This window comes from Microcoleus sp. D2_18a_B4 (assembly GCF_036702475.1).
Taxonomy (GTDB): Bacteria; Cyanobacteriota; Cyanobacteriia; order Cyanobacteriales; family Microcoleaceae; genus Microcoleus.
The window spans coordinates 44,026-67,631 of the sequence record NZ_JAUBTL010000040.1 but is presented as its reverse complement, the minus strand read 5'-3'; the positions used below and the strand labels follow the sequence as shown (position 1 = coordinate 67,631).

General features: G+C 47.4%; 12 protein-coding genes. 3 read left to right on the top strand and 9 right to left on the bottom strand.

Translation table 11 applies throughout. The features are described from left to right. Positions 1 to 413: 413 nt before the first annotated feature. The 9 genes from QUB04_RS21440 to QUB04_RS21400 form a co-directional block, all read right to left on the bottom strand. Complete coding sequence (locus QUB04_RS21440) at positions 414 to 3,551, bottom strand: helicase-related protein (RefSeq protein WP_333287424.1); 3,138 nt, start codon at positions 3,549 to 3,551, stop codon at positions 414 to 416. Positions 3,552 to 3,702: 151 nt separating this feature from the next. Then, complete coding sequence (locus QUB04_RS21435; protein ID WP_333287422.1) at positions 3,703 to 6,456, bottom strand: DUF1156 domain-containing protein; 2,754 nt, start codon at positions 6,454 to 6,456, stop codon at positions 3,703 to 3,705. Between the two features lie 245 nt (positions 6,457 to 6,701). Further along, entirely contained in the window at positions 6,702 to 7,085 is a 384-nt protein-coding gene (locus QUB04_RS21430) for a hypothetical protein (RefSeq protein WP_333287420.1), read from the bottom strand. Positions 7,086 to 7,089: 4 nt separating this feature from the next. Next, the gene (locus QUB04_RS21425) at positions 7,090 to 7,518 is read right to left on the bottom strand and encodes a DUF7680 family protein (RefSeq protein WP_333287418.1); all 429 of its coding nucleotides are present in this window, start codon (positions 7,516 to 7,518) and stop codon (positions 7,090 to 7,092) included. Between the two features lie 306 nt (positions 7,519 to 7,824). Then, positions 7,825 to 8,250: a four helix bundle protein gene (locus tag QUB04_RS21420; protein ID WP_333287417.1), complete on the bottom strand. Its 426-nt coding sequence runs from the start codon at positions 8,248 to 8,250 to the stop codon at positions 7,825 to 7,827. An 84-nt stretch (positions 8,251 to 8,334) separates the two neighbouring features. Beyond that, the gene (locus tag QUB04_RS21415) at positions 8,335 to 11,580 is read right to left on the bottom strand and encodes a DUF499 domain-containing protein (protein ID WP_333287415.1); all 3,246 of its coding nucleotides are present in this window, start codon (positions 11,578 to 11,580) and stop codon (positions 8,335 to 8,337) included. A gap of 119 nt (positions 11,581 to 11,699) precedes the next feature. Continuing rightward, positions 11,700 to 12,653 (bottom strand): threo-3-hydroxy-L-aspartate ammonia-lyase, encoded by a 954-nt coding sequence (locus tag QUB04_RS21410; RefSeq protein ID WP_333287413.1) that lies wholly within the window; start codon positions 12,651 to 12,653, stop codon positions 11,700 to 11,702. 258 nt (positions 12,654 to 12,911) lie between these two features. Beyond that, on the bottom strand, positions 12,912 to 13,193 hold the full coding sequence (locus QUB04_RS21405) for a hypothetical protein (protein ID WP_333287411.1): 282 nt from the start codon (positions 13,191 to 13,193) through the stop codon (positions 12,912 to 12,914). A 107-nt stretch (positions 13,194 to 13,300) separates the two neighbouring features. Continuing rightward, positions 13,301 to 19,561, bottom strand: coding sequence for a cadherin-like domain-containing protein (locus QUB04_RS21400; RefSeq protein WP_333287409.1), 6,261 nt, complete (start codon positions 19,559 to 19,561; stop codon positions 13,301 to 13,303). A gap of 1,413 nt (positions 19,562 to 20,974) precedes the next feature. On the opposite strand from QUB04_RS21400, the gene QUB04_RS21395 reads away from it, so the two are divergent. The 3 genes from QUB04_RS21395 to QUB04_RS21385 all read left to right on the top strand — a co-directional run bounded on the left by QUB04_RS21395 (position 20,975) and on the right by QUB04_RS21385 (position 23,201). Then, positions 20,975 to 21,229: a hypothetical protein gene (locus QUB04_RS21395; RefSeq protein WP_333287406.1), complete on the top strand. Its 255-nt coding sequence runs from the start codon at positions 20,975 to 20,977 to the stop codon at positions 21,227 to 21,229. A 4-nt stretch (positions 21,230 to 21,233) separates the two neighbouring features. Further along, positions 21,234 to 22,931, top strand: a complete 1,698-nt coding sequence (locus tag QUB04_RS21390; RefSeq protein WP_333287404.1) for a CHAT domain-containing protein — start codon at positions 21,234 to 21,236, stop codon at positions 22,929 to 22,931. 117 nt (positions 22,932 to 23,048) lie between these two features. Continuing rightward, positions 23,049 to 23,201, top strand: coding sequence for a hypothetical protein (locus QUB04_RS21385; RefSeq protein WP_333287402.1), 153 nt, complete (start codon positions 23,049 to 23,051; stop codon positions 23,199 to 23,201). Positions 23,202 to 23,606: the final 405 nt, after the last annotated feature.

Genomic DNA, 23,606 nt, shown 5'->3' with positions numbered 1-23,606 from the left:
CAGGAGTCAGGAGTCAGGAGTCAGGAGTCAGGATAAGGATGCTTAACTATTAGCTGAAAGTATAGCAGGAGTCAGGAGTCAGGAGTCAGGAGTCAGGAGTCAGGAGTCAGGAGTCAGGATAAGGATGCTTAACTATTAGCTGAAAGTATAGCAGGAGTCAGGACTCAGCAGTCAGGACTCAGGATGCTTAGTTATTAAGGGTGGAAGAAATCATTAATGTCTTAACTGCCGAGAAGGTTGCTATAGCGTAAACTCGTGAAACAAGCTAAAAATATTCGATTAAGCACAGTTTGGCACAAGGGCGATCGCACTGGGAGCATCTCATATTTGTAAAAACACTTCTTCTGGCTCCTTCCTTCTTCCTTCTGACTCTTTTCTCCTGGCTCCTGACTCCTGACTCCTAACTCCTATTTCTAGCTTGGCTGCAAAAGTGAGATGCTCCCGATCGCACTTAGCATTTCTTCAAACAACGGATTGCCAAAACTCATCAATTGCAGTGAAGCATTTTCGTCAAAGATATCCGGGTAAAATGTTACAGCATAATCGCGACTTTTATAGTTGAGATGCCAAGTGCGATTTTCAGAGCGATCGAAGATAGCGCCAATCTGTTTTAAAATCAAAGAATTGACAAACAAATTTTCGATGGTTTCAGGAAACAGAGAAGTCGGTGGCAGAGGTTGACGGATTTCTTGCAAGTCTGATTCTACATCCATCTCTACCATTTCATCGAGGGCAGGGCCGCGAGGCGGCGCGTCTAAAATGCGATCGAACTCTCCCAACAAAACGCCCTCTTCTTCGGGATCTGCACTCATCACAGCCTGTTCGATGAAAGTGGGAACTGTTGCGAGAATCGGTTGCAAATTGCCGACTACGGTTTGAAAAGCATCGATGCGATCGCGCAATTTCTTGTAAACCTTCGCCTCAACTGTTCCGTCATAGTAAAAATTGTGTATTCTGACGGTATCATAAATCTGTCCGATGCGATCGAGTCTGCCGATGCGTTGTTCGACTCGCATGGGGTTCCAAGGCATATCGTAGTTGATTAAAACGCCGCAAGTTTGCAAATTTAGCCCTTCTGATGCGGATTCGGTACAAAGTAAAATTTTGATGATTCCTTCTCGGAATTTGGTTTTGATTTGTTCTTTGGGAAAAATTCGCCATTGGCCATTTTGATACAATTCTCCGCCACGCCCGGAATAGCAAGCAATCTGAACACCATATAATTGTTGTAAAGCACTTCTGAGATAATCCATTGTGTCGGTGTACTGCGTGAAGACGATCGCACTTTCGCGCTGGATTAGTTCTTGACGCAAAATTGTGATAAAATGCGAAAGCTTGCTATCTTCGCCAGTATTCTCAAACTGATAAAGTAAATCTTCTAAATATTTAATTTCTTCAGGATCGGCTGGTTCAAAATAAGATTCCATTCCTTCCAGAATCACATCATCGGCATCATCTAAATCGTGAAAATCATCCTCAGTAATGCTAATTCCTTCGAGGCGGCGCTGTAAGGATTCGCGAATCGCATAAAAGGAACTTGTCAGGCGTTTGCGGTAAAGAGTCATCAAAAATCCTAACGCTTTGCGGTTGTCTTTTTGCGCGAGATTGTAAAAGTGGCGCACGTAATTACTGACGGCGAGATAAAGTGGCACCTCGCGGTTATTTTCTAATGTAATCGCATTGTCTCTGACTGCGCGGTGGGGAATATCGCGATCCAACAATCCCCGCTGATAGTATTGGCGCAAGGTGTCGCGGGTGTGGCGGAACATCAAATCTTTCAGGGGAGTATTCACTGTCAAATATTGGCGGGAAGCGGCGATAAAATCCGTGTCTTCAGCAACTTGTTTTGGGTTGACTCGCTGGTTTTTTTCCCAGACATCGCGCAACTTATAATATAGCAATCGATCGCCCTTCTGTAAATATTGCTGCAACCGAGCACAGGGCGAACCTCCTTGCTGGAAGTAATCCACAGACATCAGTTGCCAAAAATTCAAGGTTTGGCGATCGGGTTTGTCGGACAGTGTGCTAAAATAATTGCAGAAATTCTCACCATAAGACCAATGTCCCCGCAGTCCGAGAAGGTGCAATAAATCGAAAACTTCGATCGCATCAATCTGCATCGGCGTGGCGGATAATAACAATAGCGATCGACTTTTTTCTCGCAACTGCTGCATTAACTGTAGCAAGCGATTGGGAGTTTCCTTGCGGTTTTGCGGGCTTTGGCGGCGGGCGTGATGCGCTTCATCCAGAATCACCAAATCCCACGGTTGCGCGTCTAAAAGCTGTTTTGTACGATCGCTCCGACGGACTAAATGAGATGATGCTAAAATCAAATTCTGGGAATTCCAAATATTTTCTTCCCCTGACTGACTCCTCTCCCCATAGGAATTTTTTAATTCACCTTTGCTGTAACTCCAAAAGTGCAGATTGAATTTTTCGCGCAATTCTTCGTGCCATTGCGGCTGAATGCTGGCTGGTGCTAAAATTAACACACGCTTAACTTTTTGGCTGACGAGTAAGTAACGCAGAATTAACCCAGTTTCGATGGTTTTTCCCAATCCAACTTCATCCGCAATTAAGAAACTTTTCGGAAAATTAGCCGCCACTCTACGCAATATCTTAATCTGATGCGGCCAAGGTTTAATCGGAATTGATGTTAAACAATAATCGAGACAAGTTGGTGATGCGTACAAATTGAAAAGCGGTTCAAATTTAGCATAATCTAGGAATAGTTCAGAATCCCCAACAACTCCTCCTAAATCCCGACTCCTAACATCCGTTACATCCGTTACATCCGTTACAAAATCCGTTGCCGAACCTTCCTCCCGATTCCACACAGGTTTACTGCTGGGCGCGTAGTTGAGCAGCTTATTTTTCACCGCTTCCGGCACTTCAAAAACGCGCACATTCGGCGATAAATTGTTCCATAACTGTTCAAACCGAAAAATCTCTTCAGAAACTCGTTCTGCATCTCTGCCGCCTTCCCAAGCACAATAAACGTGGAAAGATTCAACGTTGCTTTCCCAACCGCTGAGAGATTCGTTATTGGAACCGCTAAAAGCTAATTGTGCGCCGTTACAGTCAGTGAAAATGCCGACTTTTTCGTGGAAAATATGCTGGCGATCGAGTAAACTTTCAGTATCTATTGGTAAGCCGTTAGATTTGAGGGGAACGGCGATTTTAATATCCAGATAACTGTTTTGAATCAGCCAACTGAGGATTTCAAAATGTTTGAGTTGGGCGAAGGTTTTGGGCGGCTGTAAATCGGTATCGAGGCGCATGGTAACTGCATCTCGGAGGGCGTAACCTTGTTGGATAGCTTGCAAGTCTTGCGGGCTGAATTGACAGCCCATGATTAACCGCATCCGCCCTTGATTGTGCAGCATCGCGCCCAATCCCTGCGCTACTTTACTGAGGATGGCGCTGTTGAAAAAGCCGGATTTGCGATCGTACTGTAGAGCACATTCTAGCGCGGGAATGTAGAAATCGGCGATCGGGTTATTTTCGTTGCTAGAATAGCTGATGCGCCAGGGATAATCCGTTAAATTCATGTTATTAGATTATTTGTTATGTCCCACAATCTTCGATCCCCCTAAATCCCCCTTAAGAAGGGGGCGGGCACGGGGGCACCGCCCCTACAGAATTAAACTCTTGTCCCCCCCTTCTTAAGGGGGGCTAGGGGGGATCTCTTCTCTCATTCTTTCAACCACCTACATTCAAATCTAAACTCAACTGTCCCTCAAACGGAAGTGGAATCTGTTGATAAATAACCTTGGCCTTAATCTCATCCATCGCCAACCACAAATCTAACAAAGCCTTCTCCTCCGGGATGCGTTTCTTCTCATCCCCAATACGCGGAATCACTTTCAGCGCCACCTCTATCGCCCGCATGAAATTATCGTTATCAGTCAAAGCGGTTTTTTTCATAAACTCGCGCACGATTTGAATATCTCCGTCCTCCTGATACAAACCGATAATCGCGTGCAATCCATCGACTAAATAGGTAATGGAAAAATCTTGCGGATTGACAGAAAAAGCTCCTTTTTTCAGTCGCTGTTTCGGTGTCAAAAATTTGCAAGTGCCGCTAACTGAGTCAATCAGTTTGTATTTTTTTGCTAAATCTACGACATCGAAACCGCCGACGGCGAGGGCGAGTTGTCGCGCTTCATCGAAGGGGAACTCGACAGCGCCGAAGGCATCCCACGCCAGGAAATACCACTGCGTCAGGGCGTCAAATCCGGCTGTATCGGTTTGTGCAAGTTTGCGGAAGCGATAGTTTGCAATGGCTTTTCTGGCTTCAGCAAATGCAACTTCCGGGCGCACTTCTTCGCCGCTGCTGTCGAGGATGGGATAGGAACGGCTGAACACATTTAAAGCCGGGCCAAAGGCGCTTAAATAAAGGTCGATACCTTTGATGTCGTTGGCTTCAAATTCCGGGGCGCGTTGTTCGACGAGATTGGCGACTTCCGGGCGCAAATCATCCCACCAAGCTTGGGCGGCGTTAGCATCGCGTTTGCGACAGATGAGGAGCACTGTACTAGAAACCGAGTTTTTCTGCGCTTGGTGCAAGTTTTGCGGGTTTTCGGTACTGACGGCCCAGGATGCGGTAATCTCGAAACCGGCATCAATGAGGGATTTTGTGAGTACGTCCCACGCGCCGGATTCTTTATGGTTGAATTGGACTGTCATCACGCCGTCATCGCGCAAAACTCGGTAATATTCGCTAAAAGCTAGCGCCATTTTTGCTTCGTAATCTTGTTTGGCGAGTTCGTCGGGTGATGTGCCCATGTTACGGAAGCGCGACGGGTTGGCGACGGCTTCTCTATCTTTGTCGGTGAGTTCTGAGTAGAATAAATCGGGGAAAATATCGCCTAATGTGCGCTTCATCCAGACGTAGAAAAAGTCGGAAAGATCGGCATACGGAACGGTTCCATAATAAGGCGGATCGGTGATAATGGCATCGACGGATTTGTCGGGTATATGGTAGAGACTATCGGCGGATGCAGTCTCTATTTGGATGGTTTTTGGGTCGTATTGTTCGATGCCGGGTAAGCCAGTTGAATGAGGTTTTGTGCCGAATAAAGCACAGAGGCTTTTATATTCTGACGCAAAAGCATCAGCACAGGAATTCCATAACTCACCAGCCCCGCTTATTTCTGGATAATTCCATGTTAAATTTAAAGCGTGTTGTGTTGATGCTCTTTCAACTGATGCTCTAGCTGTATGCCAAATAGATAATCTACAATTTCTATCAACACATCTATCTAATACTAAAGCTAGATAAGTTACGATCGCCTCTACCTTCTCCAATTCATACTCAGCCTGTAGCAGCGCCTTAGCTTCGTTGATAATTTCTACATAAGTGACAAGCGTTAAAAGCTGACGAGTATTAAAGATTTGAAACCATTGCTGACAATAATTAAGAATTTGACCGTGATCGTTGATAATATATTCGACGGGTATTAAATTTTTTATTTGCAATTTCGGTAATTTTTCAAAGAAATATTGTTGGCTTAACTTCCATCCTTGTAAATCAAGTTTTTCTGGAATTCTAAACTCTAAACTACCTTTCCCTTGTTTGTAAGCAACCGCATAAAGTAGATGTCCAAGTAATCCTGATTGAGCTTGAGATTTGATTACATCATCTTCAATCACAGTATCGCAATTAGGACATTTCCCGACACCTCGGCTAATCGTATTATAAACACTCGGATCGTACTCACCCGCATCCGTTTTAATCGTCGTCTCTTTGCCTTTCTTCCCCTTCAAAAACTCAAAATCAACCCGCTTCTGTTCCAAGTTAGGAATAGGTTTCACCGCACACCATTTATGTAAATTCTGCTTTTCGGGCCGCTTATATAACCACCAATTCGGACTCAACGGCACAACCGACTGACAACTCGGACAAACCACCGTATGAGCCCACAAATAATTCTGCACAGTTTCCCCCGGTAAAGATGGGAAAAATTCAGTTAATCTTTTCTGGGCTTCATCCCCCACCCATTTCACCCATTTATCAATATCCTCCTGCAAATCCGGGCCAAATTTCAGCGGATATTCCATCGCCGCCTTCATCGTCACCACCGCCACCGGATTGAGATCCGACGCCAACACATTCAACCCGTACCGCGCCGCCTCAAACGGAATGCTTCCCCCACCCGCAAACGCATCTAAAATCGTCGGCGTGCGATTCCCCCACACCTTCTCGCAATAGTCATGAACCTTTTTAATTCGCACCGAAGACGGGGGAGTTTTGTAGAGTTTAATTTCCTTCCCCGGTTCCAATCCCAGCAAATATTCAAACTCTTCTAAAGAGATATCTGCGGGTAAAATCGACCCCAACACCGAAGCGCGAGAAAACGATAATGGTTTGCGCGAATACCAGCGATGCAATCCTTTAAATGGATTGCCGCCGTGTTCGTAATAAACCTGCTCGTTTAGCAGATTTACGGGCATAATTTTCTCGATGAAGAGGTGAGGGCGCATGATTTGTTGGTTGTTGGTTATTTGTTATTTGTGAAGTACCACCATCTTCGATCCCCCTAAATCCCCCTTAATAAGGGGGACTTTGACTTGAAATCTTGTCCCCCCCTTATTAAGGGGGGCTAGGGGGGATCTCCGGGTTGTGGCTGCTAGCCAGCCCCTAAAAGGATTAATTCCAAACTGCAATGTGCATTGGTATTATCCCAAAAATTTATAGATTAATCTTCAAATAGCTCTGCTTTTTCAATGATAAACCATTCGTGGTACAATACTGCCAAGAAAAACTCTTCTCCTTTTGGGCGATCGCACACAGCCATATATCCCGATACAAACATATCATCATCAAAAGTTGTATCCTTAAGAAACAGAGTCAGCGAGTTGCCATCCGCGCTCCAAATTGTCCGCAAAATCGTGATATTTTGGTGACGAGATGCTTCAACAGGCAATAACACCCACCGCCCCTCAATCTCGATAAATTCTGGTTCGCGGTATCTAAACTCCGACTCCCATCTTGCGGGCCCTTCGTGCTTCTCAATAATTCGATCCCACCGCACTGTTTTAATTTTGTCTAAAGTTTCATTAGACAAATCCGCAACTTTCATCAGATTAATCTCCCAATAAAATTCGCAAGGCTTTCAAAGCATTTGAACGATTGCCATTGGCAATTTTACCGAACCAATAATGTGCCTCTTCATTACTCATCGCCATAATCCCTTCGGCAATATTCGCAATTCGTTCGGTTTTCGATAGCGGTTGCAGCGATTGAAATAAAATCGCCAAACTCACCCCAGATTCTTCTGATAATATATAAGGAGTTTGTCGCTGCTGAGATAAAGTTTTCGGGTCGTAATTATTCGCTTTGAGAGTTGCATAAATTGTTTGTCTCGCCAAAACCAGAGCATTTCCTTTGAGTCGCCCCAATTTTTTAGCAGCAGGACGTTTTTTCTCTCCGGCTTTCTTGTAAGCACATTGATAGAGTTCCAAAGCGAAGTTGTTATGATCTAACGGCAAAACTCGTAATTGAAATTCTTGCATAAGAAAGGAGAAAGGAGTCAGGAGTCAGGAGTCAGGAGGAGGAAAAAGGAGTCAGGAGTCAGGAGTCAGGAGAAGGAAGAAGAAAGTTAGAAAAAAGGAGTCAGGAGTCAGGAGTCACGAGAAGGAAGAAGAAATTTAGGAAAAAGGAGTCAGGAGTCAGGAGTCACGAGAAGGAAGAAGAAAGTTAGGAGAAAGAAGTCACGAGAAGGGATGAGTAAAAATGCTGACTCCTGAATTCTTCTTCCTGAGTTTTGACTCCTGACTCCTGACTCCTGACTCCTGAATTCTTCTTCCTGACTCCTGAATTCAAAATTCGGACTCCTGACTCTTGAATCCTGAAGTCCCTTTGCTTAATCCTGAATTATTATCTCTACGACTTCTGATTTTACTATAGTAGGAGTCTAACAATCTACTAACTTCTTCTATGTCTAAGATTAAAGACTGAGAATTCCCATAATTCAGGTCTTCAGATAGGATTAAATAATATCGACATTCCTCTAAAGAACCTTGTGCGATATTTAAAAATCGCATTTTATCAGCCAGACCTTGTTTTTTAAATCCTTCAGCTATATTAGCAGCAATAGATACTGCGGCGCGTCTAAATTGAGAAGTTAATCCATACAGTTCGCTAGTAGGAAATTTACTGGTAAACTTATAAACTCCTAAAACAAATTTATGAGATTTTTGCCACACAATTAAATCTTGAAAATTTTTGGCTGGTTCGAGTTTCATCCTAAATTCTCCTTTCTAACTCCTGACTCCTAAATTCTCCTTTCTAACTCCTGACTCCTGACTCCTGACTCCTGACTCCTTTCCTCAATATATCACCCTTGCCATTAAATTTAAACGCTCTACAGGATTGCGATCGAGCGTTTGTTTTATACTATTAATGTCCGAGGCATTTGCTGGCAAAGCTGGCTTGAATTCTAAGATGATTTTCAAACTAACAGTGGCTTGCGCGTCGGGACTGTTCAACAAAGTGTTGATAGTCGAGAAAAAGCTCTGAAATCCCCGCAACGCCCCTTGATATTCCAACCGCACAAATTGGTCGTCGGTTTTAATGGTTACGGTTTGGTCGATTTGCGGTTGCCACCGCTGTAATAGGGCAATTGCTGTTCCCAATTTACGATAATCCATTACTTGATCCACCGACAATTCTAGCACTTCGATGCCTTGCACTTTGTAGTCGCTAATGCGATCGCCCAATCCCGCAAATACCGCATTAATCGTGCCGTCAATTTGGATAATCGGCGGTTTCGCCTCCCACAAACTCGGCTGTAGCGTTTCCACCACATAAGGAGAATTTCTATCATCATCTCGCGCGCTAGGAACTTGAGGATTTAGATTGACATTGGTTGTTTTTTCTGCTGTCTCACCGTTACCGTAATCGGCCACCACACGAAAAATACTGTTATTAACAATGGTGGCGTCATACTCATCGGAAGGGAAGAAATTTCCCGGCACTAAACTATCATTTTGATACAAACTAACCGTCAGTGCTCCTTTCGCTTTCCACCTGACACGCACGTCAACGGAAGTTGCAGGCGAGACGCCCGCACTACTGGGCATCAATTGGGCGCTGAGTTCCACTTCTTTGGGCGCTGGAGGTTCGAGAATGCCGCGCTTGTATAGGGAGGCGCGATCGCTAAATTCGATCGTCTCCGGCAGTGTCAGCGTACTATCATCGGTTTTGATAAATAGTCTCTCCCCGACTTTCATATCCCAACTGCCCATTTTCAAACCGTCGCGAATCGTCTCCCGCAGCATCGAAACTTCCGCGTCAAGGAGAATATTCAAACTCAAATCCTTAGCAAAAGCATCGCGCAGCGCCTTCGTCGTCCAATTATCCAACCCCGCAGGCCACACTTTTTGCAGGATAAAAGCCGGGGCGAAAGGTTTAGCTTCTTCCGCGCGAATCTTGCCGCAATCTTTGAGGGCTTTAAGAATCACATCTTGCTGGTTGTTTTTGCCTTTCACCATACTCGCATCCTGCGCGGTAAGAGTGTAGTGCATCAATCCTTTCGGTGCTTTTACTTGGTCATTTGACGGATAAAATAAATGGCGGTAAGCATTAGTCAAAGATACTCTCACAGCTATATCTTTCGCCCCTTCCCGTTCCTTCAATTGCTTCTGCTGGCTTCCCGATAAATCTGCCAGCCGATTCTGACTTTTGAGAATATTTTGAATAGCTTTATATTCTCTGGCATTGTCGATCGCCGTTTCTAATTCTAGCCGATTTGCCACCAAAAATAACAACCGATTCCGGTAGGTGCGAAACTTCCCCGATTCGCCGCTATTGTTAAAAATTCTCTCGATTAATTCCGGGGCTGCGTCGGTAGAAGCATTCACCGTCGCATCGTCAAAGTCGATCGCGCACAACGCCACATCATCCGGGTTATCGTCTACATTTCCGGGACTTTCGATATTAGAAACTAAGGTAAAGAATTTCTTGGCAAAAATGCTATCCCGGCGAGTTCGCAAATCATCTTTCGCGCATCCCCTCCCAACTTGTTCCTTCTCCTCGGTGATAATTTTGTTGATCGAAGGTTCTTCTTTAAACCTGGCTAAAGATGTTACCGGATCGGAGTCTAAATACCAGGCTACCTTAGTCAATCTTTCTAAAGCGCGATCGACAAAACCGCTGTCAACCCCAGGAGTCAGCAGCGACAAATTCAACTCAGCCAGCCGAATACCCGAAGAATTTCCCTGAGTCAGAGAATGCAAAAAGATCGATCGGGCTACCCAAGTAGAAAACGGCGGTTTTCCCGCAGCTATCCATTCCCCGTCTTGCAATTGTGCGTAAGCCGGTCTACCATCGGGATTGTAGATATCAGCGCCGATCGCATTCCGCAGGGGCGATCGTTGCAACCGAGAAGTAAGATCGTTAGTAATTTCGCCATCCATCCCTATGGGAATGTGATGCGTGTGAATCATCGGCATCCAACCGTCGCGATTTTCCCACAAATGCCGCACCACTTGCGCGAACAATCGCAAAGCGCCCCGCGTCTTCTGGAATTCGGGAATAGAAGCAATTTTTTTAGTAAGAAGATTGAACAATTCCGGGTGAAACGGATAACTTTGGGCGATCGCTTTTGAGTATGACGCATCTTTGCACCCATCGGGCAAATTAACGCGGCAATTGCGATAAGCCGCCAAATATTCCGATGCCGCTTTTTGCGCCGCTTCCTCGCTAACTCTGTCAAACACGCGCTGTTTGACGATGTTGTAAATTTCGATATCTGTAGAAGGACTCAACACCCTTTCTTGTCTTGCGGAAGCGCGCATCGTTTCTTGCAATTCAGCCGTTTCTTCAGCAAAAGTATCTGCTGTCGAGGCGAGGGAATAAACCAATACTAAATTATCGCAGGCTGCCGCCAAATCCATCAGGGAAAATAGAAAAGCTACCACTTGTTTGGCTAAATCGCTTCTGCCAATTTGCTTCGCTTTTGCCGATCGCAAGTACCGCGCAATTTCATCTAAAATAATCACAGTCGGTTGTCCCCCCGTCAACCGTTCTAACACCGAAGTACCGGGGCTGACACCGCTTTTATCGCTACCTTGCAGTAACTGATAGCCTGAAATCCCGCCAATTTGGTAAGCAATTTCGCCCCAAAGAGTGTAGGTTGTCAAGCCGCTGTCCGAGTGATAAACTCCTTGTTCTGGGTCTAAATCTCGACCGTCGATGGCTGCAACGGCGATCGGGCGATCGGGAATCACGCTAATATCTGTAAAGCGTTCCAATCCGTGAATTTCTCGCCCTTGCTTGCAGATATGCCAGAGTGCAATTTCATCGTGAGTTTTGCCGCCCCCAAAACTCGTTTCCAAACGAACCACCCCAGCCCCGGCGCTTTGCTTCATCAAGCGGCTAAAAACTTCCCGGATTAGGGTTTTAATGCCATCAGTGGCGAAGGTATTGGCAAAGAATTTATTGGCATCTTGATAAACTTGAGGTGCAGTTCCTTCCACTACCAGCCGCAATTTTGCTGCAAATAAATCTAGAGACAAGTCTCCCGATAAAATCTCATCTCTGGGCACGCAAGTATCAAAGATTAATGGCAGCATATCAAAGATCCTTAACTAATAATATCAATTCCGCACTTCATCGGAATTATTCATCTCTCACTTGTCTCCCTCTGTGCTCTCTGCGTTCTCTGCGGTTAAATCATTCCGATATCCAATAACTAATGACTAAAATCGACATTTCCCCCGCTGACAATTACCCCAACTCTAGCATTTTCAGCCTGCACCACACCTGACAACAAAGCCGCCGCCGCTAACACTCCCGTCGGTTCAACAACTATCTTCATCCGTTCCCACATAAAAAACATTGTACTGCGAATTGCCTCTTCGGAAACAGTTGCCATATCATCAACATAATGCAGCACCAAAGGAAAAGTTAATTTCCCCAAAGATGGCGTGCGCGCCCCATCAGCAATCGTATCCGGGTTAGTAACAGTTTGTAGCGTTTTCGTGCGGAACGATCGCGCCGCATCGTCTGCTTGCTCCGGTTCTACTCCTATTACTTTACACTGCGGAGACAAAGTTTTTGCTGCGATCGCACAGCCCGACAGCAAACCCCCGCCACCGCAACAAACTAACAGCAAATCCAACTCCCCAACTTCTGCGATTAATTCCAGCGCCGCCGTACCTTGTCCCGCAATCACCCACGCATTATCATAAGGAGGAATAATTGTCAAGTGTCGCTCCTCGGCAATTTTAGTGGCTAACTCTTCGCGAGAAACTTGAGTGCGATCGTACAAAATAATCTCTGCACCGTAGCCACGAGTCGCCTCTTGCTTGACTTTTGGCGCATCTGCCGGCATGACAACAGTAGCAGGAATTTCTAGCAACCGTGCCGCAAGGGCGATCGCCTGCGCGTGATTTCCCGAAGAAAAAGTCAGCACTCCCCGCCGTTTTTCAGCTTCAGATAGCTGCATCAAAGCATTGCAAGCACCCCGAAATTTAAACGAACCCGTGCGCTGAAAGTTCTCGCACTTGAAAAATACCTGAGAATTCGTCTGTTTGTTGAAAGTTTCCGAAGTCAGCACCGGCGTCTTGAAAGCTTTGCCCTGCAAGCGATTTGCCGCCGCCTCCACATCCGCGAAACAGACTGATAAAGGATTTTGGGAACTCATAGATTTTAGATTAGGGCGATCGAGGACTCTATTTGTAGGGTGGGGATTGCCCGCTTCACTCCTACCATTAAATTATAAATTTTTATGATATTTGGGGGCTAATAATTATTAATTGTTGCGCTTAATTGTCAAAAAAGCTGTTGACTAAAATCAAAGTTATGACAATTTACTATCAAAAAGTAAAGTGAGGTTTGTACTTGCACAGGAGAGGGATTAATCAATTAGGAGTGACGCATGGGGCCCAGAAACCGGGTTTTTTTACGAAAATACTTCGTTCGCACTCGAAGATGAGGTAAAAAACCCGGTTTCTTTGTCGAAGTGCGTCCAGGACTGTGAATACAAATTTAACCACCGCCCGATTAATTGTAGGGAAACAGCACGGCGACGTGTCCTGATTTCGGGTAACGGGTAAAATAAACCGGATTGGATGGTGAAATTGCCCTCGCGAGTGCGATCGACTCCAACCATCGACAACAACCCAAAAGAGGAGACGGCAATGCCATTTCCTACCCAAAAAATAGCGACTAAATTGTTTAACAATTACAAAAAAAGGACACAGCATGGCTGTGTCCTTACCCGTATCTTGTAGGGACACAGCATGGCTGTGTCCCTAACCGTACCGATATCCCGATTAGGATTCTTGCCGTTTAGAACAAGAACAATTCAGTATTACCGGTCGATCCCAAATTGACATCGACAGTAGCAAACAAACTGTTACCACCAACCGTAGAACCGTTGCTATCGTAATACAGTTTAGTAGACAAACCGTCGTAGAGAGCAATGAACGACGGCTGGGTTAAATTTGCTTCAAACACAGTTACATCAGACACTGTGCTGCTGTAAGCGTAGAAACTCTGAGTCACAAATGCAGCTCCGGTTCCGATTTGAAAGCCAGTGTTGGAGATGCTAATTTGATCGTCAGCAATGCTGTAATTGGTAATTACATCCCCGCCGCCAGCAGTAGTTCCGAGGAACATAAACTGATCCGCACCAGCACCACCGTTGAGAACATTGGTTCCCAAACCACCGATTAAAGTGTCATTCCCCTCGTCACCGTTGAGAGTATCGCTACCGCCACCGCCGAAGAGACTGTCGTTACCAGCGCCACCGGAGATGCTGTCGTTACCTAAACCGCCGTCGAAAATGTCGGCCCCAGAACCGCCGTTCAAGATGTCAGCAAACTCAGTGCCGGTGACGTTATTAGCTGTCGCACTTCCTGTAAATAAGACAGGAGTGGTGAAGTTGTAACCGCCAACACCAGAACCGAAGTTGTTAACTCCGTTTGTCGGGAAAGTACCGGGATTAGTGATTAAATCGACAACGCTGCCGGAGCTGGTAGTAGTACCAGTCGGAGAAGTACCATTGGCAGAAGGTGCGATCGTACCTGTAAATACAAAGTCCGCCGTTCCCAGATTGCTAGCAGCCGTACCCAGATTCGCAATCAAGGTAGAACCAGCCGCCTCCGTACCGTTCGAGTCAAAATACAACACAGTCTCGTTCGACCCATTAGTAAAGGCGAAGAAACCAGCAGTTGTAGAATTGCCCAGGGCTTTAGCTTGTGCATCTTGCAAAGAGGCATAACTGCCGCCTGTGAAAATCACTAACTCTTGGCCAGTAATGTCAGGAGTTGAACCGCTAACACCGTCAAAGTTAGTCGTAGTCAAATTGCCGAAAGCACCGCTGACAAACTGGAATTTGTCTACCCCGGAGGTAAAGTCAGTAATTGTATCGCCGCCTTCACCTGCTGCTTTGTAAACAAACAGATCCGCACCTGAACCGCCAGTCAGAATATCTGCACCGCTGCCGCCGCTGAGGATGTCAGCACCGCTGCCGCCGTCGATAATATCTGCACTCGATCCGCCGTTCAAGATGTCAGCAAACTCAGTGCCGGTGACGTTATTAGCTGTCGCACTTCCTGTAAATAAGACAGGAGTGGTGAAGTTGTAACCGCCAACACCAGAACCGAAGTTGTTAACTCCGCTTGTTGGGAAAGTACCGGGATTAGTAATTAAATCCACAACGCTGCCGGAACTCGTAGTAGTACCAGTCGGAGAAGTACCAGTATCAGAAGATGCGATGCTACCTGTAAATACAAAGTCCGCCGTTCCCAGATTGCTAGCAGCCGTACCCAGATTCGCAATCAAGGTAGAACCAGCCGCCTCCGTACCGTTCGAGTCAAAATACAACACAGTCTCGTTCGACCCATTAGTAAAGGCGAAGAAACCAGCAGTTGTAGAATTGCCCAGGGCTTTAGCTTGTGCATCTTGCAAAGAGGCATAACTGCCGCCTGTGAAAATCACTAACTCTTGGCCAGTAATGTCAGGAGTTGAACCGCTAACACCGTCAAAGTTAGTCGTAGTCAAATTGCCGAAAGCACCGCTGACAAACTGGAATTTGTCTACCCCGGAGGTAAAGTCAGTAATTGTATCGCCGCCTTCACCTGCTGCTTTGTAAACAAACAGATCCGCAGCAGCACCGCCACTCAGAATATCTGCACCGCTGCCGCCGCTGAGGATGTCAGCACCGCTGCCGCCGTCGATAATATCTGCACCGCCACCACCGTTGATGATGTCAGCAAATTCCGTACCGGTGACGCTGTTAGCACTGTCATTGCCCGTAAATAAGATAGGAGTGCTGAAGTTGTAGCCACCAACACCAGAACCGAAGTTGTTAAATGCGGCTGTCGCGAAAGTACCCGCATTTGCAGCAGTTAAATCGACAACGCTGCCGGAGCTCGTAGTAGTACCAGTCGGAGAAGTACCAGTATCAGAAGAGGTGATGCTACCTGTAAATACAAAGTCCGCCGTTCCCAGATTGCTAGCAGCCGTACCCAGATTCGCAATCAAGGTAGAACCAGCCGCCTCCGTACCGTTCGAGTCAAAATACAACACAGTCTCGTTCGACCCATTAGTAAAGGCGAAGAAACCAGCAGTTGTAGAATTGCCCAGGGCTTTAGCTTGTGCATCTTGCAAAGAGGCATAACTGCCGCCTGTGAAAATCACTAACTCTTTGCCAGTAATGTCAGGAGTTGAACCGCTCACACCGTCAAAGTTAGTCGTAGTCAAATTGCCGAAAGCACCGCTGACAAACTGGAATTTGTCTACCCCGGAGGTAAAGTCAGTAATTGTATCGCCGCCTTCACCTGCTGCTTTGTAAACAAACAGATCCGCAGCAGCACCGCCACTCAGAATATCTGCACCGCTGCCGCCGCTGAGGATGTCAGCACCGCTGCCGCCGTCGATAATATCTGCACCGCCACCACCGTTGATGATGTCAGCAAATTCCGTACCGGTGACGCTGTTAGCACTGTCATTGCCCGTAAATAAGACAGGAGTGGTGAAGTTGTAACCGCCAGCACCAGAACCGAAGTTGTTAAATGCGGCTGTCGCGAAAGTACCCGCATTTGCAGCAGTTAAATCGACAATGCTGCCTGAGTTGGTAGTAGTACCAGCAGGAGATGCGATCGTACCTGTAAATACAAAGTCCGCTGTTCCCAGATTGCTAGCAGCAGTACCCAGATTCGCAATCAAGGTAGAACCACCGGCCACCGTACCGTTCGAGTCAAAATACAACTCTGTTTCGTTCGACGCATTAGTAAAGGCGAAGAAACCAGCAGTTGTAGAATTGCCCAGGGCTTTAGCTTGTGCATCTTGCAAAGAGGCATAACTGCCGCCTGTGAAAATCACTAACTCTTTGCCAGTAATGTCAGGAGAAACCCCGCTAACACCGTCAAAGTTAGTCGTAGTCAAATTGCCGAAAGCGCTCGCGCTAAACTCGAATTTGTCTACCCCAACAGTAAAGTCGGAAATTTTATCGCCGCCTTCTTTAGTTGTCCTGTAAACAAACAGATCCGCACCAGTGCCACCGCTGATGACATCCAAACCGAGGCCGCCGGTGATGGTATCGTTGCCGTCGCCGCCCTTGAGGCTATCGTTAAAATTGCTGCCGACAATCTTGTCATCGCCTGCTAAACCATCGTAATTAACTGGGGCCGGAGAAGTAGTGAAATCCACATTGTCAGCACCAGCAGTACCGACAGGAATATTTAGTGGCGGGCCCGTGAAGACAAAGTTATTGACAGTCAGGCGAACGTCCACCGAGAAACTGGTCACAATGTCCAAGCGCGCCCCAACACCATATACCAGCACCAAACGACCGGTCTCGGCATCTATAAACTGACAGAAAATAGGCACGTCTGGGTTGCCGCCCAACTCTGCAAACCGCACTTGCAAAGTCGCGATGCTGCGAACAGTGATATCCGCGGTGAAGTCGAGAAAATTAGCGCTGCCGATCGACCCAACAGTAGAAGTAGCAGTAATCTCCAGTCGGGTCAAGCTAGAAACGCTGAGATTACCAAAAGCTGCCGTAGAAAGCTCTAAAAGATCCTCATCGACATTAAAGTCAGTAATAAAGTCAGCTTCTACAACTGTTTGACTCTCTTGGCGGGAAGCGCGGTAAACAAAGCGATCCTGTCCATTACCCCCAGTTAGAATATTGGTTCCTTCGCTGCCTTCGATCGTGTCATTGCCCTCATTTCCTGTTAATGTGTCATTCCCAGCACCGCCTATTACGGTGTCATCGCCGCCGCCAGCTTCGATATTGTCATTGTCATCGCCGCCATCGATATCGTCATTGTCATTGCCACCTTTAACTTTGTCGTTGCCTTGGCCTGTTTTTATTTTGTTTTTGCCTAGGCCGACTTCGATATCATCATCGTCATCGCCGCTGTCGATATCGTCATCGCCATCGCGGCCTTTAATTGTGTCCTTGCCTTTGCCGCCGATGATTGTGTCTTTGCCTTTACCGGCTGTAATGTTATCGTCACCCTCGCTGCCTACGATGTTGTTAGGGAGCGTCGCAGAACCGGCAATAACTTGACCTTGTGGATTGCCAGCAAAATTAAAGGAATCTTGCTCGATTTTCAAGCTAAAAGTTTTGCCGGTGAGAGCTCTTTGGCCGTTGGTAGCTTGAAAACCAAAAGTAGCCGCACCGAAAAAACCTACTGCCGCTCTGAAAGTTACCCTGCCTGCGTTAATGTCTTCTTGAGTGAAGGTAACGCCCGTTTGTGTTACGGCGACTCCCTTAACAAATAGTTGCCCGGTTGTAGCAGGGGGCAGCTCGGTTAGCGTGAAGGTTATGCCGCCAGGACCTTGCCCGGTATCGGAAACACGCAACAACTCAGGAGTAATAGTTTGCTCCTGGCCGCTGGAACCAGCAATCAGGGTCTCACTAACTTCCAGTTGCGGAGGGTTAAAAATCGGAGTGAGAGGTTGATTTGGAGTTGGAGGTTGAGGTTGAGTTGGAGTTGGAGTTTGAGGATCAACTCCCAAAAAGTCGGCAGCAGTGATAAGCGTTGCGTTGACATTCAACAATAGCGCCAAGGCGAAGTTATTGACCCGAATTTCGGTATTGACACCGATTTGTATAAAGGTCAAGCTGCTAAAGTTCAAGTCGCCAAACAGGAGAAATTTATCCTCGTTGTCTGCGAAGTCAGTGATGACAGCTTGTCCCCCAGAGGGACTGTTACTCATGACATAAACGTCAGTTCCAGCACCGCCGACACAGGTATGGTTGCCAGTACCGCCCATCAGCGTATCGTTGCCGTCGCCGCCCATCAGCGTATCGTCGCCGTTGCCGCCGCCCATCACGCTGTCGTCGCCGTCGCCGCCGCCTGCCACGTCATTGCCGTCGCCAGTAACGAGGGTATCGTCGCCGACACCGCCCATCACGCTGTCGTCGCCGGCACCGCCCATCACGCTGTCGTCGCCGTCGTCACCCATGCAAGCGTCGTTGCCGTCGCCGCCCATCAGGGTATCGTCGCCGATGCCGCCGCTAACGCTGTCGTCGCCCTCGTCGCCGCTGCCAACGTCGCTGCCGGCACCGCCGATCACGGTATCGTTGCCGTCGCCGCCGCTAACGCTGTCGTCGCCGTCGTCGCCTCCACACTGGTCGTTGCCGGCACCGCCGCTAACGGTATCGTTGCCGTCGCCGCCGCTAACGTTGTCGTCGCCGTCGTCGCCTCCACAGTTGTCGCTGCCTACACCGCCCCTAACGGTATCGTTATCTTTGCCGCCGTTAATGCTATCGTTGCCTGCGCCGCCCTCACAATCGTCGTTGCCCTGATCGCCCCTGACGACATCGTTGCCTTCGTCGCCCTTGCAATCGTCGTTGCCTTTGCCGCCGTAGACGGTATCGTTGCCGGCGCCGCCGTCAACGTCATCATCTCCTTCGTTGCCGTGGGCCAAGTCATCGCCGTCATCGCCTTCGCAGGTGTCGTTGCCGGTACCGCCAAAAAGGCTGTCGTTATCTTTACCGCCAAAAAGGCTGTCGTTGCCTTGGCCACCCCTGACGGTATCGTTGCCCCGATCGCCCCTTACTTCATCGTCGTCATCGCCGCCCTCGCAATCATCGTCATCTTTACCGCCGAAGATTTGATTTCTTTTGTCACGGTTTCCTTTGATTTCGTCCTTGCCTCTTTTGCCGAATATCTTATCCTGCTCGCCGGTGGCGACAATGAGGTCATCGTCATCAGTACCGATGACGGTTCGGCGGCGGGGCTCGAAGTCATCATCGTCGAAGTCCTCGTCATCATCGTCGCCCACACCTTCTTCTGGTACGCCGGTAGATTCCGCCATTTGGCTGTCATCAGTAGCACCTGTTTCGGGTGCAGCGTTAGACTGATCCGGAAATAAGGCGTTAATGTCGGCGGTGTTTTCGGTGAGCGCTACCTGAATTAAGTCGCGTAAGTCCGGAGCGGAATTTGGAGGGCTGTTGTTGCCTAAATTCACCCCGTCATCGGTGGGGATCGGTGTAGTAACCTTGGGATCTGGCTCTGTCATCTCAGGATTTTCTGTTTCATTTTGAGCGGGAGAAAGTGTTCTCAGTTCTTCCAACGTTAGTTCATCCATTGTTGATATTTCCCAAAAAATGGTAAGCTTCTTAGAATCAATTTATCAGCAAACAGGAGGCTGCAGAAGATTTTTTTTTAAACTTCATGCTTTCGCCTGCTAGAGGAGCTGGTTTCCTCATTTTTACTATTATAGATGCCACTTAAACGGCAAGGTTTTTTTCGCTCTGTTGCGAGTTTTATATTCTGCAATTGCGTACCAAAATTAATTGATCCGCAACCTACACTGTAATTACTGCGCCGAAGCGCCGAGCATTTGAGATGTTCTCCGTAATTTCTACCGTAAGCTGCGCCGAAGCGCCCATTCTTGTAGATTCTCTACGTAATTTCTACAGTGAATTAGCTGAATTTAAACTCGCAACTGACAACTCCTAAATAACTACCCAAAACCTCTATCCCCCAAATTCTACCCTTGCTTTTTTTCCTATCTAGGCTGGGTGTATTGAAGTTTTGTAACACTCCCAGCTTTGACAAATCCTTCCCTGACCTAGGATTTGAATCTCTTGACTAAACGACCGCACCCTCCTAATTTTAGTTCCCGATGATTAATTAGAAATTTAGATAATTCGCCCGGCCAAATATTTGTTCTAATTTTTAGTTGCAAAATTTTCTCTCGATTTAAGGAAACATCGCGAACTGAGAATTTTGTTTTCAGATTAATACTAAGAACTCTGCCAAAATATATCTATCTTAAGAAAGATTGTAAAGTTTCGCCAAAAATAGTACGTAACGCAGGAGTCGTTTTTGGTGACAGTTGCAAGCTCGGCATTTTGAGCGGACACGACCCACGGCGCGGCTGCCCAACCCTATTCCTTTGTAGAGACTTCGCTACCAAATCCAATAATTCTCCGAGAAACCGGCCTGATGAGGCGTAATCCTCTAGATGCCAAAAATGGTGGTTGCTGGAGAGTACCGGAATAATTTGATTTGCCTTGTATTGTTGAGAGTTCTTGGCGGGTTAAGTTTATTTTTGCTGCTTAACTTTAACTAGATTAAGAGAGTTAAATTAAAAGTTTTATATATCATAAAAGCGGAAAATTAGCAATAAGTTATTAGTAATTATCGATGGTCAACTATCGATTATCGATCGCCACTGAGGTCTTAAGGATGAGGGCGGAGGGCTTACGGATGAGAACCCAGGGCTGACCAATTAATTAATTGACACAAAATCAAGATTACACATGGGGGGTTGGTGGTACAGGATAAGCCCTAAAGACCGATCGACCGATCGCCAAAAAAAATAAAATACTCAACTTTTCCTGCGATATTGCCCTGAAACCGGTTGGCGTGAGCCGAAGTAATTTTAATAAGAACGAGAGATCCGCCTGGTAAAGTGCCTCCAATTTAACTTTACTCAGCAATGAGAAACTCAAGTTCACGACGAATCTAAAGGGGTCTGCGGTAGAGGTGCAAAATGTTAAAGATACAAAGATTGCAGAAAATTCGGCTTTCACCGAGCCACAGGGCAATCAAAACTAATAAACTGTTATTAAAGTACAACTTTTATATCCTCAAAGTGTTTGAACAAATATATATGACGCTAGCGATCGCCCGATCGGGGGAAGCGCATTCAAAAACTTTGATTCAAAGAGTAAAAATTATTTTGCCGATCGCTATTGCTAGCCGCAAAAACGCAGGCAAATTCAGAATTAAGGCGGGAGGGCGCTAAATCCGTGAGCCAGGAATTTCAACTCTCAGTCACTCCCGTTGGGGACGACGAATATCTAGTGCGGACAGAAAGGGTTGCACCCGGTGTACCCTTAGCCGAACAACAAGTCCGCTGGCCGATCGACGAATGGCTTGCACTGTCTGCTCAACTGATGAACGACCCGCTGGTGGGCTTGCTCCAAGGAAAAGCAGTACAGGGAACCAGTTTTGCTGGTCGCGGGGGCTCCCGTTCGGGACCCAACTCAGTGCCGAATTTAGTAGCGCTCGGACAACAATTATACAGCGGGCTGTTTCAAGGAAACTTGCGCGATAGCTGGACTTGCGCTCAAGGCATCGCCCAGCACCGCCGAGAAGTGCTGCAACTGCGACTCGGACTCAAAGGCCGGCGCCTGCCGCGGCTGCCGTGGGAAGTGCTGCACGCGGGCGATCGCCCTTTGGCAACTGGCACCGATGTCGTGTTTTCCCGCTACCAACCAGGTACAAGTTTGTTCAAACAAACCCGGATACTGCCTAGTAGCGGGCCACTAAAAATTTTAATGGCGATCGCCTCTCCGAGCGATCGAGACAGCTTGCAGCTTAAGCGAGAAGTGCTCCATTTGCAACAAGAACTCCAAAACCGCACCGGTCATCCTCTCAAAAACAGCCCCCATTGCCCGGAAATTCAACTGACTATTCTCGAACAGCCCGATCGAGAACAACTTACCCAAGCCCTAGAACAAGGACACTACCAAGTCCTGCACTACGCAGGCCACAGCAACTTAGGTTCCAGAGGTGGGGAACTCTACCTAGTCAGCAGCCGCACCGGCTTAACCGAAACCCTCAGTGGCGACGACTTAGCTGGATTGCTCGTTAACAACGGTATTCAGATGGCCGTGTTCAACTCCTGCCGCGGCGCCTACGGCGACCCCTCAGACCTCGCGGACGACAGCCCGGAACGGAACTTAACCGAAGCTCTAGTGAAGCGGGGCATTCCGGCAGTGCTAGCAATGGCAGAAAGCATCCCCGACGATGTAGCCCTAACTCTGACACGGTTGTTTTACCGCAACCTCAATCAAGGCTATCCAGTCGATCTCAGCCTGAGCCGGGCCAGAGCTGGGCTAATTTCTGCCTACGGTTCTCACCAGCTATACTGGGCTTTGCCGATTCTCTACCAGCACCCGGACTTTGACGGCTATCTGACCGGCGCCCCAGCCCACAGCGCGACCTCCGGTTCTATGGTGCACATAATCGGGTCGGGAACGCAACCGGCGCTCGCGGGTACAGAATGGAGGGCTGCGTCTTCGGTTTCGGCGATCGCCCAATACCCCCCAATCCCAGCCAATAGATCGCATGAGTCAGGCAATTCTGACGGCGAAGTCTGGGAATATCCCAACCAATTAAAAGATCGCAGGGATTGGGTTCACCAGAACGATCGACCCGATGCTACTAATTCACCGAACTCACCGACGGCTTCGCCGTCCTCTATTCCTCATTCTGAGTGTGCGGCGATCCAAGCAACTCGCGCCGCTGCGCCGACTCAGAAACCGTTAACAAAACCGGGGTTCAAAAAATCTGTGGCCCTGATGCTTTGCTTATTGCCCGTTGCTTTAAGTGCTGGCTTTTTTGGGTGGCGGTACTCGAAAGGGCGAGACCCGAAACCAGAAGAGTTACTGCCGGCGGTACGGACTCCCCTGTCGCACAATTACCTGCAACAACGTCACTAAGGAATGAAAAATTAATAACTTGCACAATTAAACCCCAGAAGCCTTGATCCAAGGTCAACTATTGCTCTATTAGTCACCTTATTTATTTTTCATTCCTAAAAGCGCTCGCCCACTGCAATGCTGAATTTAGACCCTCTTGGCCTGGCTCTAAACTGGGTGGGGTTTTTGCTGGCCATTCGCGATCGGCTGCCGCTGGCAAAGCGATCGAAAGTATGCTGCTCGATCGAATCTCGGACTTACGTTCATCCAGCCGGTTTTTACCGAAAATAAGCAGCAGCCCAACCAAGCATCGAGGAAGAAACCGGGTTTCTCGTCGAGCAAGTAAGTCCGGGACTCTTAATATAAAATTAGTCAGTCGATTTGAGATTTTAGACTTCGGCTTGAGCCCTGAGTCGAAGGATTTGAGATTTTAATTTTACTCCACAGATAAATCTGGGAACAGGAACAAGACTCTAAAATTTTGATCTCTCCACGACAGGAGTCGGTGGCTTGTATGCGTTTTTGAGCGGGCTGATTCGGCCGCAGGAGCATTCGTCATTCGGCACAAGACAATAAAAGCCAGAGTTGCCACAATTAAGAACGTCCTCACCCTCAGCGCGCTTATTTCACAATAATTAATTATGGAAGCGGCTGTGAGTTTGACAATCAAGCATCCAGGATACCCGCCACGTGATT

Excerpts from the sequence above, each read along its gene's own strand:
- QUB04_RS21400 (WP_333287409.1), bottom strand. The coding sequence starts at position 19,561 with ATGGATGAACTAACGTTGGAAGAACTGAGAACACTTTCTCCCGCTCAA.
- QUB04_RS21385 (WP_333287402.1), top strand. The coding sequence starts at position 23,049 with ATGCTGAATTTAGACCCTCTTGGCCTGGCTCTAAACTGGGTGGGGTTT.
- QUB04_RS21410 (WP_333287413.1), bottom strand. The coding sequence starts at position 12,653 with ATGAGTTCCCAAAATCCTTTATCAGTCTGTTTCGCGGATGTGGAGGCG.
- QUB04_RS21395 (WP_333287406.1), top strand. The coding sequence starts at position 20,975 with ATGTTAAAGATACAAAGATTGCAGAAAATTCGGCTTTCACCGAGCCAC.
- QUB04_RS21430 (WP_333287420.1), bottom strand. The coding sequence starts at position 7,085 with ATGAAAGTTGCGGATTTGTCTAATGAAACTTTAGACAAAATTAAAACA.
- QUB04_RS21440 (WP_333287424.1), bottom strand. The coding sequence starts at position 3,551 with ATGAATTTAACGGATTATCCCTGGCGCATCAGCTATTCTAGCAACGAA.
- QUB04_RS21420 (WP_333287417.1), bottom strand. The coding sequence starts at position 8,250 with ATGAAACTCGAACCAGCCAAAAATTTTCAAGATTTAATTGTGTGGCAA.
- QUB04_RS21425 (WP_333287418.1), bottom strand. The coding sequence starts at position 7,518 with ATGCAAGAATTTCAATTACGAGTTTTGCCGTTAGATCATAACAACTTC.
- QUB04_RS21435 (WP_333287422.1), bottom strand. The coding sequence starts at position 6,456 with ATGCCCGTAAATCTGCTAAACGAGCAGGTTTATTACGAACACGGCGGC.
- QUB04_RS21415 (WP_333287415.1), bottom strand. The coding sequence starts at position 11,580 with ATGCTGCCATTAATCTTTGATACTTGCGTGCCCAGAGATGAGATTTTA.